General features: G+C 39.0%; 12 protein-coding genes. 5 read left to right on the top strand and 7 right to left on the bottom strand.

Translation table 11 applies throughout. The features are described from left to right. Positions 1 to 33 precede the first annotated feature (33 nt). The 5 genes from QZ135_RS14390 to nadA form a co-directional block, all read right to left on the bottom strand. On the bottom strand, positions 34 to 930 hold the full coding sequence (locus QZ135_RS14390) for an alpha/beta hydrolase (protein ID WP_294610603.1): 897 nt from the start codon (positions 928 to 930) through the stop codon (positions 34 to 36). A gap of 79 nt (positions 931 to 1,009) precedes the next feature. Next, positions 1,010 to 2,158, bottom strand: a complete 1,149-nt coding sequence (locus tag QZ135_RS14385; RefSeq protein WP_294610600.1) for an alpha/beta hydrolase-fold protein — start codon at positions 2,156 to 2,158, stop codon at positions 1,010 to 1,012. A 391-nt stretch (positions 2,159 to 2,549) separates the two neighbouring features. Further along, on the bottom strand, positions 2,550 to 4,286 hold the full coding sequence (locus tag QZ135_RS14380) for a RagB/SusD family nutrient uptake outer membrane protein (protein WP_294610597.1): 1,737 nt from the start codon (positions 4,284 to 4,286) through the stop codon (positions 2,550 to 2,552). A gap of 24 nt (positions 4,287 to 4,310) precedes the next feature. Then, the gene (locus QZ135_RS14375; RefSeq protein WP_294610594.1) at positions 4,311 to 7,433 is read right to left on the bottom strand and encodes a TonB-dependent receptor; all 3,123 of its coding nucleotides are present in this window, start codon (positions 7,431 to 7,433) and stop codon (positions 4,311 to 4,313) included. A gap of 441 nt (positions 7,434 to 7,874) precedes the next feature. Then, the gene (nadA, locus tag QZ135_RS14370; protein ID WP_294610591.1) at positions 7,875 to 8,813 is read right to left on the bottom strand and encodes a quinolinate synthase NadA; all 939 of its coding nucleotides are present in this window, start codon (positions 8,811 to 8,813) and stop codon (positions 7,875 to 7,877) included. A gap of 487 nt (positions 8,814 to 9,300) precedes the next feature. On the opposite strand from nadA, the gene QZ135_RS14365 reads away from it, so the two are divergent. Beyond that, positions 9,301 to 9,828, top strand: coding sequence for an RNA methyltransferase (locus QZ135_RS14365; RefSeq protein ID WP_294610588.1), 528 nt, complete (start codon positions 9,301 to 9,303; stop codon positions 9,826 to 9,828). Between the two features lie 239 nt (positions 9,829 to 10,067). On the opposite strand, the gene QZ135_RS14360 is transcribed toward QZ135_RS14365, so the two are convergent. Further along, positions 10,068 to 10,667, bottom strand: coding sequence for a DUF4294 domain-containing protein (locus QZ135_RS14360; protein ID WP_009130003.1), 600 nt, complete (start codon positions 10,665 to 10,667; stop codon positions 10,068 to 10,070). A gap of 108 nt (positions 10,668 to 10,775) precedes the next feature. On the opposite strand from QZ135_RS14360, the gene QZ135_RS14355 reads away from it, so the two are divergent. The 3 genes from QZ135_RS14355 to QZ135_RS14345 are packed head-to-tail and all read left to right on the top strand — an operon-like array spanning position 10,776 to position 14,135. Next, positions 10,776 to 12,782 carry a helix-hairpin-helix domain-containing protein gene (locus QZ135_RS14355; protein WP_294610583.1) on the top strand — a complete coding sequence of 669 codons (2,007 nt, stop codon included), beginning with the start codon at positions 10,776 to 10,778 and terminating at the stop codon, positions 12,780 to 12,782. 30 nt (positions 12,783 to 12,812) lie between these two features. Further along, a complete protein-coding gene (locus tag QZ135_RS14350; RefSeq protein WP_294610580.1) occupies positions 12,813 to 13,586 on the top strand; it encodes a radical SAM protein in 774 nt (257 codons plus the stop codon). A 39-nt stretch (positions 13,587 to 13,625) separates the two neighbouring features. Next, positions 13,626 to 14,135, top strand: coding sequence for a flavin reductase family protein (locus QZ135_RS14345; RefSeq protein ID WP_294610577.1), 510 nt, complete (start codon positions 13,626 to 13,628; stop codon positions 14,133 to 14,135). 146 nt (positions 14,136 to 14,281) lie between these two features. Here the strand turns inward: QZ135_RS14345 and sulP are convergent, their stop codons facing one another. Further along, a complete protein-coding gene (gene sulP, locus QZ135_RS14340; protein ID WP_294610574.1) occupies positions 14,282 to 15,961 on the bottom strand; it encodes a sulfate permease in 1,680 nt (559 codons plus the stop codon). A gap of 176 nt (positions 15,962 to 16,137) precedes the next feature. Here sulP and QZ135_RS14335 point away from each other — a divergent pair, with 176 nt between their 5' ends. Continuing rightward, positions 16,138 to 20,010 (top strand): response regulator, encoded by a 3,873-nt coding sequence (locus tag QZ135_RS14335; protein ID WP_294610571.1) that lies wholly within the window; start codon positions 16,138 to 16,140, stop codon positions 20,008 to 20,010. Positions 20,011 to 20,139: the final 129 nt, after the last annotated feature.

Genomic DNA, 20,139 nt, shown 5'->3' with positions numbered 1-20,139 from the left:
TCTGATTACTTTTCGGGCAGCCTCAACAATGAATCATTTATCCATAGCAGCCTGCTTTCTAAAAAATTTCGTCATTTTCTTGAAAGTCTGCTCATTGAAAGTTATAGGGCCATGCTGTCCCTGAGGTACAGAGATAAACTCCTCCAATCGTCCTTTTGCACTTAAGGCATCTTTGAAGAAAATACTCTGACAATAGGGAACCACCTGATCGGCATCTCCATGAATCACCAGGAACTTAGGATCTCTTTCGTCAATATAAGTCATCGGATTCAAAAGAGCCAGCACATCCATATGCTCGGCCGGTGTTCCTCCTATCAAGGCAGCTTCAGGTGAATCTGCTCCTTTGGTCGTAGCACAGTTTTCCATGCGGGTCATGTCTATCGGCCCGAACCAATCAACCACTGCATCCACTTGACTGCTAAAAGAAGTATAATCACCTACGTTTCCTTCGATATCCATCTCCGTATCACCTACCTTATACATTTTGACACCATTAGTAGTACCGGCCAGTGAAGACAAATGGCCACCCGATGAAAATCCGGTGATACCGATAAAAGAAGTATCAAACCGATACTCATCAGCATGAGCACGGATAAAGCGCACGACCGCCTTCACATCATTAATCTGTGCCGGAAACTTCGCATCACTACTGGAACGATGATTCATAGAAACCACTGCAAAGCCCTCATCAAGTAATGGCTTTCCCATTGTCTGAAAGGCCATCTGCTTCATATTATTGGCAAACCAAGCACTGCCATAAATCAAAACCACCACTTTATATTTAGACTGTTCTCCGCCGGGCAGATAAATATCAAGTTTATGTCCCTCCAGACTGTCATTAGCATAATTGATATCAATCCATTGCATAGTCTGTCCAAAAGACATCAGAGAATAGAACAGTACACATACAAATCCAAAAATAAATTTCATATTTTTCAGTTTATTAAAAAGTTTGCTTATCAAAAGATATCCGGTCACTATTCACACACTTTATCAGGTAAATTCCTGATTATTTAAAAATAAGTTGAGCAAACTCGTTCAGCGCTCTGCGCCATGTGAGCCATTCATGAGCCGTATCAGGAGATTCGTAATACGTATATTTAATCCCTTGTTTGTCCAGCATCTGCCGGAAGGCTTTCACTACTCCGGGGAAAGGATGTGGTTCGGCTGTACCAAGTCCCAGAAAAAAAACTTTAAACTGAGCGTTTACAGCTTTACCACTTTTAAACTTTCCATCGAGAAAAATAGTTGCATCCAGTGGTTCAATGCTCGGATAATTCGACGTACCACTGAAACCGCCATAATAGGCAAAATTATCAGGATGATTCATGGCAATACGCATGGTCTGGTTAGCTCCCATCGATAATCCCGCAATAGCTCTATTCTCACGATTGGATAAGGTACGAAATTTTATATCAATCATCGGAATAACTTCGTTCATCAGCACCTCTTCAAAAATAGAAGCACCAGAAGGTGATTTTTCACCAGACTTTGTGGCATATCCATTATCCATTACCACCAACATAGGAACTGCCTTCCTGGCAGCAATCAGATTATCCAAAATCAAATTGGCCTTTCCTTGTCTCCCCCATCCCGTTTCGTCCTCAAAACTGCCATGTTGCAGATAAAGTACTGGGTATCGTTTTTCTTTATTATCATTATATTCTGCCGGAGTATAAATAAAACAACGTCTCCATGTCTTTGTCAGATCAGAATAATAATTCATTTCACTCAACAAACCGTGAGGAATATCTTTCAAAGCATAGAAATCAGCATCATGAGCCGGAATTTCTATACCACTCCCCCAACGACCTGCACCATAGAAATAAATGGTACTCGGATCGGGAACAGATGCCCCGTCCACATTCAATTGATAATAATGAAATCCCTCCTGTTGCGGAGCAGACTCTCCTATCCATACACCTTTTTCATCCTTGACAAGATCATACTTTACCCCACCTAAATCGAGTTGTACTTTCTTTGCTTCAGGTGCTGAAATTTGTACACGAACTCTACGTTCCGAATTGACCTGAGGATAAATTCTTCCCGGCTGATTTACCTCCGAAGGTTCGAAATCCTCTACCGTCTGTGCAAAAGATGGTAAGCCTACACTTAACGTCCATACCATCATACTCCAAAATAAAATTTGTTTCTTCATATAAAGTAGAAATTATTTCTTAAATAAATTCGGTAAAAATTCATTCACACATATAAAAGTTTGCATCTTGCACAAATCCAGTTATGCTTGTAAGGAACAGACCTGCCAACAAAACCATAACAAGTTTTTTATTTTTCATGCTGATTCCATATTTCCAATAAACATAATAATTTAATCTAATTCATACAATTTTGAATGTACTTTTTATGTTCTTTTACTATTGAAACTATATAGTGAAAAGTAAGATTCTCATCTCACGACGAAAATCTCACCTTTCACTATATAACATACCTATTGGAACAACACTAACTACCTAACCTTCATAAGCCTCATTCTGATTACAGTTCTGTTTCTTGAGACTTATGTGTGTTATCAAACAATTAATCTTTAATTACTTCGTTGCCCATCCGTTAAGTTGATGAAGTTCTTTGTTTAAGTCTATGACATCTTTTGGAAATGGAAAGTATTCATGTTTACCCTTTACGAAGCCATAAGAACTTGCAGGTAAGTTTTGGTCTACTGATAAAGGATGAGTTAACTCAGCACGTAGATGATGCTCTTTTCCATAGTATGATGTACCTTGGATAAAGAAGTCGTCATACAGTTGCGGAACTTGGTCAACAACAGCATCCTGACACTCTTTAACAATGCCCCAACGAACTATATCGTGGAAACGGCAAGTCTCAAACCAAAGTTCGTACTGCTTTTCATCGCGAAGAGTCTGAATTGTAAGTTCTGTCTCAGGAGCTTCTGCACGTTTCTGAATGGCATTAAGATATTTTTTGCCTTCAGCCACATTACCTGTTTCAAGACAAGCCTCTGCATAAAGAAGATATGCTTCAGCTAAACGGGCTATACGGAATGATGTGGAGTTGTGAGTATCACTGATAGACATATTACGGTCATTAAGAGATTCTATATTCTTGACTTCCATATATATACCATGTGAAAACAAACCATCTGTACTCTTAATACCACGTTTCGGATCTTTCTTCTTCTCGTCAAGAGATATCTCATTTCCGTTGGCATCGAAATCACTTTCCCAACCACAGAGCTTAGAGTCATACAAGAACTCATCGGGAGTCAGAAAGGTAGCCTTGCGACGTGGACCGTCACCATCGTTTTTGTACATCTTCTCGGCAAACTTCCAATTGATGGCTCCACCACCCCAACCATCGTTTGCACCGCAGATAGTAGCACGAGAACCCAAACGATCATAACGCCAATTCAATACGTTGTTGACCATCCAACCTCCACGATAAATATTATTCCAGAAACCTTTATCGATATTTCCGAAACAGTTAGCTTCGAAAATTTTCTCCTCACAACCATTTCCTTCAACATGGAACAGGTCACGGAAACGATTTCCCGGAACAAGTGCATAGTTAGGAGATTCAACCAAAGGCTTAAGAACTTTCTCTGCACGAGCCATATCGCCGGCGAATACAGCAGACTTACCCGCTACGAAATATGCAAAACCCTTTGTAACTTTAAATGCGCCTTCTACATCATTAGGACCTTTACGGTCATCCAAATCCTTAACAGCTTCTTCACACTCGGTAGCACACCACTCAAGCAGAGATTTTTGACTTTCGACATTTGTTGGTTTGTCATCGGCACCAAGTAATTTGTCGACTTTTGGAGGACATTGGAATGTGAGAGCAGCCATCATATGACAATAAGCACGTAATACGCGAGCCTCTGCAACACAACGAGCCATAACTGTACTCACAGCCGGATCTACATATGTTATTACAAGGTTACTTGCATAAATAGATTTATAGTAACGCTGATATAGTTCTTTTAAAGCAGCGTTGCCTGTATCATAGCGGAACTCATCGAATACACGCATATCCATGTGGTCAGTATAATTTGTACCAGCAGAGAAAACATCATCTGCCGAATAATTGAGTAAAGTGAACTGTGGCTGATAGATTCCGACAGATGCACATACATTATCAAGGAACTGTGCATAAGCAGCAGTCATAGCATCAACAGCATCTTGGTCGGTTTTATAGAAGTTGTCAGTAGAACTAACAGCCTTCTGCTCAATATCCAAACGACTTTCATCGCAAGATGCACAGAACAGTGCGGCACATACCGCAAATGAATATATATATTTTTTCATTTTTTATCAGTATTAATGGTTGGTTTAGAATGTTACGTTAAGACCAAATGTCATCTTGCGCATTGTAGGATATGCACCGGCATCAAGACCTACATTATTACCACTTCTTGAAGCAATTTCAGGGTCAAGACCCGGATAAGATGTAAATGTGAAGAAGTCGTCAAGTGACACGTAAGCACGAAGGTTCTCTATAAATACCTTTTTTGTGATAGACTTTGGCAATGTGTATCCTAACTGCAATTGCTTAATCTTGAAGTATGATCCGTCAAATACAAGAGCAGAAGATGACCAGTAAATTTTATCACCTGCAATTGTGTTAAGATTAGGCATATTCCCCTTCTTGGCTTCATCGTAGAAATGCTTAGAGATATTGTTGTAGCCTGTACGATACATACCGTAGTAAACATCATTTCCTACTGTACCTGTACCGAATACCGAGAAATCGAAACCCTTGTATTCAAGGTTGATTGTAATACCGTATGTAAAATCAGGAATACCTTTACCGATATTGAATTGATCTTCATCACCCGGAGTTAATGTCTCATTACCTTCTTTGTCGAGATAAAGAGGCTGTCCTTCAGAATTCTTACCTACATATTTGTAACCACGCATATACCATACCGGCATACCTTGTTCGAAGTTAGTGTATATAGTAGAGTTTGCACCTGAAATACTTCCACCCGAGATACGTGTGATACGATCATCAAGGTAAGTTACTTCATTCTTCAATGTTGCGAAATTACCTGATACTGAGTAATTCAGTTTACCTATGTTTCCTTTATAAGATGCTTCAAATTCAAAACCTTTGTTCTGTACCTCACCTGCATTAATCATCTGTGAAGATACACCTGTCTCAGGCAAACATGGAGCATCTACAAGAAGGTCTTTGGTAGTTTTTTTATAGTAGTCCATGCTTATTGTCAAAGCATCATTGAACAAACGTAAGTCAAGCCCGAAGTCCAACTGGTCAGAAGTTTCCCAAGTAAGGTTAGGATTAGCCAAACCGCTTGGCATAGAACCATTTGTAACAGTTGTACCATTACCATATTGATACCACTGACCGCCGGTTGCAATAGAAGAAGAATATTTATAACCGTTAAGTACGTTGATATTACCGTTACGCCCCCAAGAGGCACGTAGCTTGGCAAATGAAACAATGTTATCAGGAACTAAATCTTTAAAGAATTTCTCGTTGCTGAGTGTCCAACCTGCTGATAATGATGGGAAGTATCCCCAACGTTTATCCGCCGGAAGTTTTGAAGTATCGAATGCGTCAGCACGGAAATTGGCTTGTAAGCTATAGCGATTGTCATAAGTATATCCTAAGCGACCAAAGTATGAAATGCTTGAAGACTTGCTTGGTGTTCCGCTGAATGTACGAGAAACCTTATCTGATACAAGTACACAATCCAAGTAACGGAAATTTTCTTCGTATGAAGAAAGCAATTCTTCACCTGATGCACCTGCTGTCGTACCGTTGCTTTCGCTCTGAATATACGACATACCTGCCATTACCGAAATGGTGTGCTTGCCAATTGAAGTCATATAGTTGGCAAAGTTCTCCCACTGATAGTATAGACCAGTGCTTGTAGTCTGGCTGATAGAGTACTTGGTATCACTTACACGACCGGTGACATAATAAGGTTCTGCATAGCTGTAAGTATTACCCTGAGTAATGCGAGTACCAAAACGAGAAGTAAATGTAAAGCCCTTAAATGGGGTCAAGTTTGCGAAGAATGTACTATGTACATTGATGCCGCCATTTTTATTATTAGCATTCTTATCGCGCTGTGCAAATGGAGTACCACCAGCAAGTTCTGTATTGAAGTATGAAGTAGCGTACATACCTTTATCATCGCCATAGAAACGATAATTTGTATCAGAAGTTCCATTCTGAACTGCGTCATAAGTAGAACCTGTGGCAGCAAGATATTGGCTGCGGTCTGTCCAGTGTGTAGGAGTCAAAGGATCCATTACAAGAAGCATTTCAAAAGCAGAACCATAACCATATTCTGATACGCTGCCTCTACGCCATTTCTCTATAGAAGTATTGGTACCTACCTGCAACCAAGGTTTTATTTTATAATCAGCATTGATCTGGGCAGTTAAACGTTCATAGTAGTCGTTTTTACCTTTTACGATACCATCCTGATTAACGTATGTGAGGTTTGCAAAATACTGCCCCTTGTCGTTACCACCCTGAAATGAAAAAGAGTGCTGTTTGCTCCAAGAAGTACCCATAAATTCATCAAACCAATTTGTATCTGTATTTGGATTCCAATTATAGTCGCGGATAGCATCCGACATAGCAGCCTCGACGTTATATCCTTGCATGCCCATCCAGTCCTTGAATTCTTCTGCATTCAGCAATTGTGGTACATGTCCAAGTTGGTTCATTGTATAACGTGCATCATATGTAATCTTACCGCTACCTTTGTTTCCTCCATTTTTGGTTGTGATGAGTACTACACCATTACCTGCTTCAGAACCATAGATTGCTGCGGAAGCAGCATCTTTCAATACTTCCATAGACTCAATCAAGCTCGGATCAAGATACTGGATGCTTGAAACTTTCAAGCCATCTACAATCAAGAGAGGACCAATATTTCCAGAATTAGAAGAATAACCACGTACACGGATTTCAGCACCGTTACCCGGAGCGCCTGATGAGTTCAATATTTGAATACCTGCGGCTTTACCCTGAAGAGCAGCAGCAGCATCGGTTGTAGCCAAACCTTTAAGGTCTTTAGAGTTTACAGAGGCAACAGCGCCTGTCAAGTCACTTTTGCGCTGAACACCATAACCTACAACCACAACCTCATCAAGCATTTTTGTATCTTCTTCCAAACGAAAGTTAATTATGCTACGACCGTCGACTTTAACAGTCTGTGTTTTGTAGCCTATAAAAGAAACGGTAAGAGTAGCATTACTGTTATTCACCTGAATAGAATAATTACCATTGAGATCGGTAATACAACCGTTGTTGGTTCCTTCTTCAAGAATAGCAACACCAATCATTGGCTCAGAATCATTAGCTGAGACAACAGTACCCTTGACTTGAATTTGTGCCGATGCTGATATACACGTAAAAAGCACAAGCATAAACAGAAAAGGAATCTTCTGAATTTTCTTAGTTACATTTTTCATTATAATTAGTTTAAGAATTAATTAATAGTATTTTTTCTCCCATCATTAGCTATTACCACAATAGCTCCCTAACTGTCATCATACATACATTCCATAGCTTTTCAATTATTTAAGATTAATATAAGGGAAGGGAAATTCATTTCCATGTGGCATATAGCATACCAATCACACTCCCGCCGCAAATGTATTGATTCGATTTTTTATACATTCATATCCATGTCGCATGTATCTCTAAGGAGGTCTCATTTTAAATAAAAATGTAACAAATACATTAATGTACGTTACACTACTGCTATATACACCTATATAACAGTATATTATAAATCATCAGGTTCAGGATAACTACACCTAAATTCGGGAAAAAAATATTCCATCTGCCATGCCGAATGAAATCGAAGCATGACAGATGGAATATTAAATAGAAGTATGTATGATTTGAGATTATAATCCCAACTTTGCCGATATCTCCAGCATCCTCTTAATCGGCTTTACCGCCTTCTCTGCAATCTCCGCATCTACTATAATCTCCGGTGATTCGTTTCTCAAGCAATTATAAAGCTTTTCCAGCGTATTTAATCTCATGAAGCTACACTCATTGCAAGCACACGTACTATCGTTGGGAGGAGCCGGAATAAACGTTGTCTGCGGACATTTCTTCTGCATCTCATGAAGAATACCCGATTCGGTGGCAACAATATACTTCTTTTCGGGATGATTCACCGCATATTTCAACAGCGCTGCCGTAGAACCTACCACATCGGCCAACTTCAGAACCGTACTCTTACATTCGGGATGTGCCAACACCACTGCATCGGGATACTGAGCCTTTAATTCAACAATCTTTTCAACCGAGAATTGTTCGTGTACATGGCATGCGCCGTCCCATAATAACATATTGCGCCCGGTGATAGAGTTGATATAATTCCCCAGGTTTCTGTCCGGACCAAAGATTATTTTCTCATCTTTGGGGAAGCTTTCCACTATCTGCTTTGCATTGGTGGAAGTCACCACAACATCCGTCACTGCTTTCACGGCAGCCGTTGTATTCACATAGGATATCACCGTATATCCGGGATGCTCTTTGACAAACTGACTGAACTTGTCTGCCGGACAACTGTCCGCCAACGAACAACCGGCTGCCATATCAGGAACCAGCACTTTCTTATTCGGACAAAGCACCTTAGCCGTTTCACCCATAAAGTGAACACCGCACATCACAATGATATCCGCTTCCGTTTTGGCTGCCCATTGAGCCAATGCCAGACTATCGCCGACGTAATCGGCTATGTCTTGTATTTCCCCCTTCTGGTAGTAGTGCCCCAGAATAATCGCATTCTTTTCCTTTTTCAGTTGCTTGATAGCTTCTATGAGATTATCCATAATTATATTTTTTATTTCTCTTTCTAAATTTAAAAATCCTTTGATGGTGATGATAGCCTGTTAATAGTGTCGACAAGTTAATACGATTTTTCTTGCCGGAGAAGTTATTAGTATGAGATAAAACTTTATTCGTACGTTATCAACGGGTAAATAAGGTATGTATCTCTTGATAATAAGCCTTCTGCAAAACTCCATTAACAGCTTGTTGATAAAGTGCAAAGTTAATAACTTTATAGTTATAAACCGGTGTAATAGGGCTGAAAAATGTGTTTATATAACCTCGGAAAGTTTCCCTTAACTTTTTTGGAATGTTCATTCCGGTGGGTACATATACGTTGTTTTGAATATTGCAAGGATTATTTTTTAATTTCTTTCCCGCCTGTTTTGACAGCTTTTAAACGGTTATTAACAGGGATGTGAACGGAAAGAAGTATCTTTGCAACGGGAAGTGTATATAATAGATAAACTGTGCTGAATATATAGTGTTATGCGTAAACTAAAGATAACCGAACTGAACCGTATTAGTGTAGAGGAGTTCAAGGAAGCTGAAAAGCTGCCTTTGGTGGTAGTATTGGATAATATCCGCAGTCTTCATAACATAGGTTCCGTGTTCCGTACTTCGGATGCTTTCAGGGTAGAATGTATTTATTTGTGTGGCATTACAGCTACTCCACCCCATCCTGAAATGCATAAAACGGCTTTAGGAGCCGAATTCACTGTGGACTGGAAGTATGTTGATAACTGTGTTGAAGCGGTTGATAACCTCAAAAAAGAGGGATATATGGTTTATTCGGTAGAACAGGCGGAAGGTAGCATTATGCTGGATGAGCTGGTGCTGGATAAGGCCGGGAAGTATGCTGTGGTGATGGGAAATGAAGTGAAAGGGGTTCAGCAGGAAGTTATTGACCATTCTGACGGGTGCATTGAAATACCTCAATATGGCACCAAACATTCGTTGAACGTATCTGTAACGGCAGGTATTGTTATCTGGGATTTATTTAAGAAACTGAAATAACAGGCTGTTGATAAGTTGTGAGAACACTGTTCAAACAGGCATTGCTGTGCCTTTATCAATAGAGAAATAAACAACTGTTCATATAAGTTATAAACAACTTTAATAGGCTGAAATACATTGTTTTATTCTGATAATAAGTTTTATTGATAACAGGTTCTTAACAAGCTATCAACAGATAATAAACAAGTTATTACTAATAATCTATTTTGAAATGAAGTAAATGATAAGTTATACTATCTTTATAACTGTCCGCTTTCCACTAATAAAATAACCCGTTCGGTAAGCGCATCATCTCCCGTAGGATCGTATTGCTTTTTCAGACTGGCGCCGAACAGCGCAGCAAAAGTCTGGTAGAAACCAGCTTTGAAAGGTCCCATGAAGGCTTTTACCAATTCATAGCCTGTAGAGTTGGTTTGGCGGTCCACTAACTTTATCAACAGTTTACCTTGAGAAAAAGAGAGCTTTTTCATACGTGGAGTATATTGTTCTTTCAAGCTTTTCTCTACCGCCTTCATGTGTTTCTGGCGACTCTTCTCATCGGGCAAAGTTATCATGTACTCGTAGGTTTCAATAATCGCCCGGTTAATTTCTTTGGAAATGGGCAATACTTTCTTTACGTTATATACCAGCCTGTTGTATTCGTTTTGTTGCTTCTTGTTTTTGAATTTCAGGGGTTTGAAAATATAAACGATGGGTATTTTTACATAAGGAATGGTATCGCCTTCGTAAACGCACATAGGAACCAGGTATCCTTCCGTCTTCGTTTCCTGCGCCTGGCAGAGGGAGGTACCGAACAGAAGAAACACAGTTATTATTAATATGTTAAGTCGCGCGTTCATGCTACAAAATTAAGTGTTTATCTTCATATTTTATCCGATTGTTGATGTTTTCCTTGCCTTGTTAACTTATTTATGGTAATTTCGTGCCTATTAAACTTATTTACACGAATGAAATTACTCAAGTCGGGAGTTTTTCTAAGTATGCTGTTGATAACTCCTGTACTTGAAGCTCAAAATACAAGTGTGTCCCTTTGGGAAGAAAACATGGAGCAACTCTCTATGGATGAAGAAGAAAAGAACTGGGAAGATGAACTCGAAGAACTTTCCAACCGTCTGAAAGAACCTGTTAATATCAATGTCACCACTAAACGCGAATTGGAACAATTTCCTTTCCTTACGGATATTCAGATTGAAAATATTCTAGCCTATGTATACATACATGGGCAGATGCAAACCATCTATGAGCTGCAACTGGTGAAGGAAATGGATAAACGTACCATTGATTTGCTGTTACCCTTCGTTTGTGTAATTCCTGTTACTGAAAAGAAAGGTTTCCCCCGGTTGAAAAGTCTGTTGAAATATGGTAAACAGGAAATATTAACCCGCTTGGATGTACCTTTCTACACCCGCAAAGGGTATCGGAAGAATTATCTGGGACCTTCGATGTACCATTCTCTGAGATATGGTTATCGGTATGGAGACTATTTGCAGATGGGAGTCACGGCAGAAAAGGATGCCGGAGAACCTCTTTTTGCCTTGCACAACAGGAAGGGATATGATTACTATTCCATTTATTTTCTACTCCATAATCTGGGTAGGTTAAAAACGTTGGCCGTAGGCAATTACAAACTGAGTTTCGGCCAAGGACTGGTAGTTAGTACGGATTTCCGTTTGGGAAAGACTTATTCACTTTCGACGGTTGATAATCGTAGTAGTGGTATCCGGAAACACAGTTCCACCGATGAATATAACTATTTCCGGGGAGTTGCGGTAACAGTGGAGATTATCCCTGCGTTTCAAATATCCGGTTTCTATTCCCATCGTTCCATGGATGGGGTGGTGGAACAAGGTGAAATTACCTCCATTTATAAGACCGGGCTGCATCGTACGGAGAAAGAAGCGGAAAAGATGAACGCTTTTGCTTTACAACTGATGGGCGGTAATATTAACTACGAAATGAACAACCTAAAAGTAGGATTAACAGGGATTTACTACTTTTTCAGCTATACTTATCAACCGGAGTTACGAACCTATGCCAAGTATAATATACAGGGAAATAACTTCTATAATGCAGGCATAGATTATAAATACCGCTTGAATCGCTTTACTCTGACGGGTGAAGCAGCTATGGGAAAGCAAGGTTATGCACTGCTAAATCAATTGAAATATAGTATATTAACCGGTTATCAACTATCAATTGTTCATAGATATTATACCCACGATTATTGGGCTATGTTTGCCCGTTCCTTTGGTGAAAGCAGTACGCCGCAGAATGAAAACGGTTGGTATCTGGCTGCCGAAGCAGTCCCCTTTGCCCATTGGAGATTCTTTGCTTCACTGGATTTATTCTCCTTTCCCTGGTGGAAATACCGTATCAGTAAACCGTCCCAGGGAGTAGATGCCCTGTTTCAGTCTCTCTATTCTCCCAAACGGAATTTATTCATGTACATCAATTATCGCTATAAACGGAAAGAAAGAGACGTAGCGGGTACAAACGGGAAAGTCATCCTTCCTACCTATCATCATCGTTTTCGTTATCGGCTGACTTATTCACCGGATAACCTTCAGTTACGAACAACAGTGGATTACAATCATTTTCATTCCCGAGGGCGGAAGGGGAGTCAGGGCTACCAGTTTACCCAATCCTGTTCTTACGCTTTTCCATTTCCGTTAAAGCTCTATTTACAAGGTACTTATTTCCATACGGACGATTACGATTCCCGCGTCTATGCTTCCGAAAAGGGATTGCTTTACACCTTTTATACTCCGTCTTTCTACGGGCAGGGATTTCGCTTTTCAGCTTGTGCCCGTTACGATATGAACAAAGCTTTTATGCTTCTTGTTAAGTTCGGACAAACTATCTATCAGGACCGTGAAACCATTGGTTCGGGTAATGATCTGATAAAAGGAAATAAAAAAGCTGACTTGCAGATGCAGCTTCGTATAAAGATTTAGTTAACTTTGCCGTTATAAACCTTGAGAATTATGACTGTTATTTATCCGTCTCCCATCTTCGGTCCTGTTCATTCCCGCCGTTTGGGAGTTTCTTTAGGGATTAACTTATTACCGGAAGATGGTAAAGTGTGTTCTTTCGACTGTATTTATTGCGAATGTGGCTTCAATGCCGACCATCGTGCCAAAAAGCCGCTTCCCACCCGTGAGGAAGTTCGCACTGCCCTTGAAGCCAGACTTCTGGATATGCAGCAAAACGGACCCAAACCCGATGTGCTTACCTTTGCCGGAAATGGTGAACCGACGGCTCATCCGCATTTCCCTGAAATCATAGAAGATACGTTGATGCTTCGCGATAAGTATTTTCCGAATGCCAAAGTCAGCGTATTGAGTAATTCTACTTTTATTTATCGTCCCGCAGTATTCGATGCATTGAATAAAATAGATAACAATATTCTGAAACTCGATACGGTAGATGAGGAATACATTCGTACTGTAGATCGTCCTAATGCACATTATTCGGTATCTGAAATCATTGAACACATGAAAGCCTTTAAAGGTAATTGCATCATTCAGACTATGTTTATGAAAGGCAGTTATCAGGGAAAAGATGTGGATAATATTTCAGATAAATATGTGCTTCCCTGGCTGGAAGCTGTGAAAGAAATAAAGCCCCGTCAGGTGATGATTTATACCATCGACCGTGAAACACCTGATCATGATTTGTGCAAAGCCACTCATGAGGAACTGGACCGTATTGCGGCTTTAATTAAAAAAACGGATATTCCGGTAAGTGTTTCCTACTAAAAAAATAGTATATAGCAATTATTAAATGAGTGTAGTAATATGAAACCTATTGCAATTAAAGACCTTTCAGACAACTTTTTTGAGATTATCGGTAAAGAATGGATGCTGGTGACGGCAGGTACAAAGGAGAGTTTTAATACTATGACTGCCAGTTGGGGCGGCATAGGCTTCCTGTGGAATAAACCGGTGGTTTATGTTTTTATCCGTCCGGAACGTTATACATTTGAATTTATAGAACGGAGTGAGTACTTCACACTTTCTTTCCTGGGAGAAGAAAACAAAGCTATTCATAAGATTTGTGGAAGCAAGTCGGGTAGGGAAGTAGACAAGGTGAAAGCAACAGGGCTGAAACCTCTTGTTACGGAGAAAGGAAATATTCTTTTTGAACAGGGACGCCTTAGCTTGGAATGCCGCAAGCTCTATACGGATGTGATGAAAGAAGATTGCTTCATAGATCCTGCTATATGCAAACAATGGTATGGTGGTGCTCACGGCGGCTTGCACCATATTTATGTTGCGGAAATTACCGGAGCATGGATAAGAGGATGATGTATTAAAACTGAAAAAAAGCACGCAAATTACCCGAATTACACAAATAATAAACCAGATAAATTCTGATTATCAGAAGTATAAAAACCGCCTTATTTGTGTAATTCGGGTAATTTGTGTGCTAATCTTTATTTTGATACACTCATTCATTCAATCAATTCCTTTGCCCTTTCCAGCGCTACATTGATATTCGGACAAATATTCTTTTCGCCCAAAAGCTCATAGAAACCGGACTTTTCCAATACCTTGTGCACCTTCTCATTTACTCCGGAAAGTACGATTGTCGTTTTCTCACGTTGAGCCATCTGACAAAGGCTTGTCAGGTTGTGAATACCTGTGGAATCAATGAAAGGCACCTTCCTCATACGGATAATGCGTACTTTGGGGCGGTCGCCCAGTCTGGACATGATTTCTTCGAACTTGGTAGCCATGCCGAAAAAGTACGGACCATTGATTTCGTATACTTCCACCCCTTCCGGGATAATCAGATTTTCTTCATTTACCTGAATATCTGATTCGGCATTCAAATTTATCTCATCTTTGATAACAGAGATTTCGGTAGTTTCCATTACACGGTGCATAAAGAGTACACAAGCAATGACCAGGCCAACTTCAATGGCAATCGTCAAATCGAAGATAACTGTCAGGAAGAAAGTAATTAACAGAACGGTCACATCTGATTTCGGGTTCTTCAGTAACGCCTTGAATGTGCGCCAGCCGCTCATATTGTAAGAGACAATCACCAATACACCTGCCAGACACGCCATTGGAATATATTGTGCCAGTGGCATAAGGAACAGAAGGATAAGTAACAACACAACTGCATGAACCATACCGGCCACGGGCGTCTTACCACCGTTATTGATATTTGCCATCGTGCGTGCAATAGCACCTGTAGCAGGAATACCGCCGAATAAAGGTGTAACCAAATTGGCCGCTCCTTGTGCAATCAATTCCGTATTGGAATCATGTTTGTCGCCAATGACACCATCCGCTACCGTAGCAGAAAGCAATGACTCAATAGCTCCCAATACGGCAATGGTAATGGCAACAGGAAATAGATTTTTAATGGCTTCCCAATTTAAGGAAGGCATCACTGCATCAGGAAGTTCGGCTTTGATGCTGAAACGGTCGCCAATAGTATCGATACAAGTAATACCACCGTATGTCTTCATCAGATACACCGCTACCGTCACTACAATAATGGCAATCAGCGAACCGGGTATCTTTTTCGAGAACTTCGGTGTTATGGCAATAATTGCAATACTGACAATGCTGACAATGGTATTCCACCAATTAATGGTGTCGAAATGCTGGAAATAAATCATCCATTTCCCGACGAAATCTCCCGGCACCTTCTCTCCACCGAAATTCAGCCCGAAGATATCGGCAATTTGTGTTGTAAAAATGGTGACGGCAATACCGCTGGTGAACCCTACGATAATAGGATAGGGGATGAACTTAATAACAGCTCCCAACTTGAATACCCCTAAGAGGATAAGAATAACTCCTGCCATCAGTGTAGCAACAATCAATCCTGCCTCTCCATATTGCTGGATGATACCATAAATGATAACGATAAAAGCTCCCGTCGGACCTCCTATCTGAACTTTACTACCTCCCAACATGGAGATGATGAATCCGGCAATGATAGCTGTGATAATACCTTTTTCGGGTGATACACCGGATGCAATACCAAACGCAATGGCAAGCGGAAGAGCAACGATACCCACAATGATACCGGCCATCAGGTCTGCCATGAATAATTCTTTCGAGTAGTTTTTCAAAGCTGTATATAGCTTTGGTTTGAATTCGAACGCCTTCATTACTTATATCTGAATAATTTAAAAAACGAGGTGCAAAATTAGACAAAATAATGCACATATAACATATATGCTTTACATTTTATATTTTTCGTTGTAAAACTCGCAATGAAAAGTCTTACTATTTAGTATACTCTTGACTAAATATGCTATATTTGCAGTCATTAACCATTGATTCTATGAAATCACGACTAATCATATCATTCCTTTTTATTTGGATTCTGAATGTATATTCTTCAGATGTCAAATTTTATAATATCAATTCTATATATGGAGTTTCTATGAGAGAAATGGCTTCTGTTTGTAAAGATGGGAATGGCTTTATTTGGTCATCATCAAAAACAGGAGTATTGAGAGTAACGGAAAGTGACTATCGAATCTATTCATTACCTTATAAGACCGCAAATATTCTGACAGTCAGGCTCACATACAATGCTTCACTTTTAATCGCCTATGCAAATAATGGACAATTGTTTCGTTATAATGAGGTATATGATAGATTTGATTTACTTTTCGATCTTAGGGTTACATTGAATAATAACTTTTTGAGTATTGGCAAAATTGTTATTGATAATCAGCAAACCTTGTGGATACCTACATCTGTTGGTTTGTGTAGATATAAAGATGGGAAGTTTGAAAAAATAGATAAACAAGATAAACACATGCAATCTATAGAGTTTTATAATGAAACTCATTTGTTTGTTGCTACCCGGGATTATATTGATTTATTGGATATCAACACACTGGAACGTAAAAACCTGTATGAGATTAATGGCTCCCTTCAAATCAATAATACTTTTTATGATGAAAGAATGAACATTTTGTGGATAGGTACTTCTACTAATGGACTATTTTGTTATGATATGAAGAGGAATCAGTTGTTATCATTTCCTATAAGGAACTTTCCCAAACAGCCTATTGAAGTTATAGAACAAGGTTCCGATTCAACACTATTTATTGGAATTGATGGGCAAGGAGTATGGGAACTGGATAAATATAAGAAATCTGTTTTGAATATTTTTAAGGAAGATGTTGATAATCCGTCATCTCTTCGTGGTGATGGGGTTTATGATATATTTTGCGATGGTGATAAGAGAGTTTGGGTCGCTACATATACAGGTGGGCTTTCTTTTTTTGATCGTAAATCTCCCTTAATCAATCAAATTACCCATCAGGTGAATAATGCCAATTCTTTAGGGAATGACAATGTAAATAAGATATTAGAAGACAGCAAGGGTGATATATGGTTTGCCACTAATAATGGTATAAGCAGATGGCGGGTAACTGCTAATGAATGGGACGTTTACTATCAAAATAAGCAAGAACAAGCTCAAGTGTTTCTGGCTTTGTGTGAAGATAACGAAGGTAATATCTGGGCTGGATCTTTTTCTTCGGGATTTTATGTGTTAGATCGAAATACGGGCAGGGAATTGGCGCATTATCCTCAATATTCTGCCGATTTGAAGTCTAATGGTAAGTTTATAATGAATATATATAAGGATAGTGAAGGTGATATCTGGATTGGAGGAATTCAGGATGTGATTTGCTATTTGACAAAAGAAAAACGTTTCCGCTCATATGTAGCACAACCTGTTCGTACATTTATGGAATTATCTCCAGGTAAAATATTACTGGCTTGTACATACGGACTGCTTTTGTTGGACAAGGAAACTGAAAAGATCAGTTATTTGGGTGAATGTCTTGCACAAGATGTTTTAGTACTGGGTAATGATATTTGGGTAGGAACCTGTGGCGATGGTCTTTTACATTGTAATTATGAAACTCGTAAAATTCAGAAAATCACTACAGAATCAGGACTCCCTTCTAATTATATAAATAGTGTCATGTATGATAATGGTTATTTATGGTTAGGAACCGAAAGTGGATTATGCCGATATAATCCCGCTGATAGTACCGTACATACTTATTATTCTACTTTGGCTCTTTCCAGCGTTTCGTTTAATATAAATGCTGGTTGTAAATTAAACAACGGAGAATTAATGTGGGGTACAAATAATGGAGCAGTGATGTTTGATCCCAATAAATTATATAGCTCTCAGCTTAATGGGCGAATATTTTTCCAGAATATCAATATTTCCGGTCGTTCTATTAAAGAAGATCCTGACTTATTGCATGAAATACCTGTAAATGAACAAAAGAAACTCACATTCAGGTATGACCAGAATACCTTGGCACTTGAGATACTACCTATTGGCGTTTCTTCTAAAGAAATTAAGTTTTCATGGAAAATGGAAGGGCTCGATACAGATTGGTCTCATCCATCCAATCAGCAGATCATAACCTATACTAATATTCCAAACGGGGATTTTAAATTGAGAATCAGAATGTACGATAATTCACTTTCTCAAGTAGTTGATGAACGTACATTGGATATACACATTATTCCTCTTTACTGGCAGACATGGTGGTTCCGTTTAATTATATCTATCATAATAATAAGTATTATATCTTTTGTACTGAAATTCTATATAAACCGTTTGAAGCAGCGCCATGCAGAGGATAAAATTCGCTTTTTTACAAATACAGCCCATGATCTGCGTACATCGATTACATTGATAAATGCACCTATTCAGGAGTTGAATAAAGAAAAAGAATTGTCGGAGAAAGGGCATTATTATCTGAATCTGGCTACAGAACAGTCCGAGCGTTTATCTAATGTTGCCACTCAGTTATTGGATTTTCAAAAGGTTGATATGGGGAAAGGCCAACTGTTCTTGGTGATGACGGATATCGTCAATTTAGTATATAGACGGAAAACAATGTTTAAATCGACAGCCGGAAAAAGGAATATCATATTAGAATTTTCTTCTAATAAAGAATCCTACATGTCAGCGGTTGATGAATTGAAAATCGAAAAAGTAGTTGATAACCTGATTTCTAATGCTATAAAATATTCTCATGCCAATGGTAAGGTAGAACTTATACTTGACTGTGGTGAAGAATATTGGAATTTAGAAGTAAAAGACTATGGATTAGGTATTTCGGATAATGCTCAAAAGAAGCTATTCAAGGAGTTTTATAGAGGGGATAATAAGATTAATTCCCGTATGGTAGGTTCCGGGATAGGTTTGTTGCTGGTAAAGAGCTATGTTATAATGCATGGTGGAGAGGTTTCTCTGAATAGTAAAGAGAATGAAGGATCTTCATTTAAAATAACCATTCCTTATAAAGAGGAAGCAGAAAGCGGACTAATTGAGCATGAGAATATAGAAAATGCTGTATTTGAAGACTGTCCGGAGCATCAGTCCAATAATACAAAGGAAGATGAACAAGCTGAAAAGAAAAAATCCATATTAATAGTTGATGATAATAAAGATCTGCGCAACTTCCTGAAGTGTTCTTTTGAGGATCAATATAGTGTATTAGAAGCTAAGGATGGAGTTGAAGCATGGGAATTATTGCAGAAAGAATCTCCTGAGCTAATTATTTCTGATGTAATGATGCCCGGCATGGATGGCTTTGAATTATGCAAATTGATTAAATCAACTTTTGAAACTTCACATATTCCGGTGATCTTGTTAACTTCACTTTGCGATAAAAGCGATCAATTGGAAGGTCTGGGTTTAGGAGCAGAGGATTATATCACAAAACCTTTTGATGTTTCTCTTCTAGAACAGCGCATGAAGTCGCTTGTGCGGAACAGGGAAATCGTCAGAGAAAAAGCATTGAAGTTGGATAAGCAAGAAAATGACTCTAAACAGGTTATTCTATCCAATGAACTCAATGATCTCTTTGTGAAGAAAGCAGTTGGGATTATTCATAGTAATATACAGAACTTGAATTTTGATAAAGAAAGTTTTGCTATGGAAATGCATGTGAGTTCTTCACTTCTATATAAGAAGATAAAGGCGTTGACAGGTCTGTCACCTACCGACTTCATTAAATCAATTCGATTAAATCGGGCGTTAGAGTTATTACAATCACGTAAACACACTATTACGGAAGTTAGCGAACTTTGTGGTTATTCTAGTATCAGTTACTTTAGTACAGTGTTTAAAAAGTACTTCGGGAAGTCCCCTACAGAGGTATAATTTACTTCTTTTTCTTTTTTTCGTTGAGTAGGATATCATCTTATCAAGACCGGGTCCGGTCCGTATCTGGTTCGGGGGCTGACTAAAAAGTCTCTCCTTGATATTTTCTTTGTTCTCCTTCTTATGTGC

Origin of the sequence: uncultured Bacteroides sp. (genome assembly GCF_905207245.1) — a bacterium.
Classification (GTDB): domain Bacteria; phylum Bacteroidota; class Bacteroidia; order Bacteroidales; family Bacteroidaceae; genus Bacteroides.
This window is presented reverse-complemented; position numbering and strand designations above follow the sequence as displayed.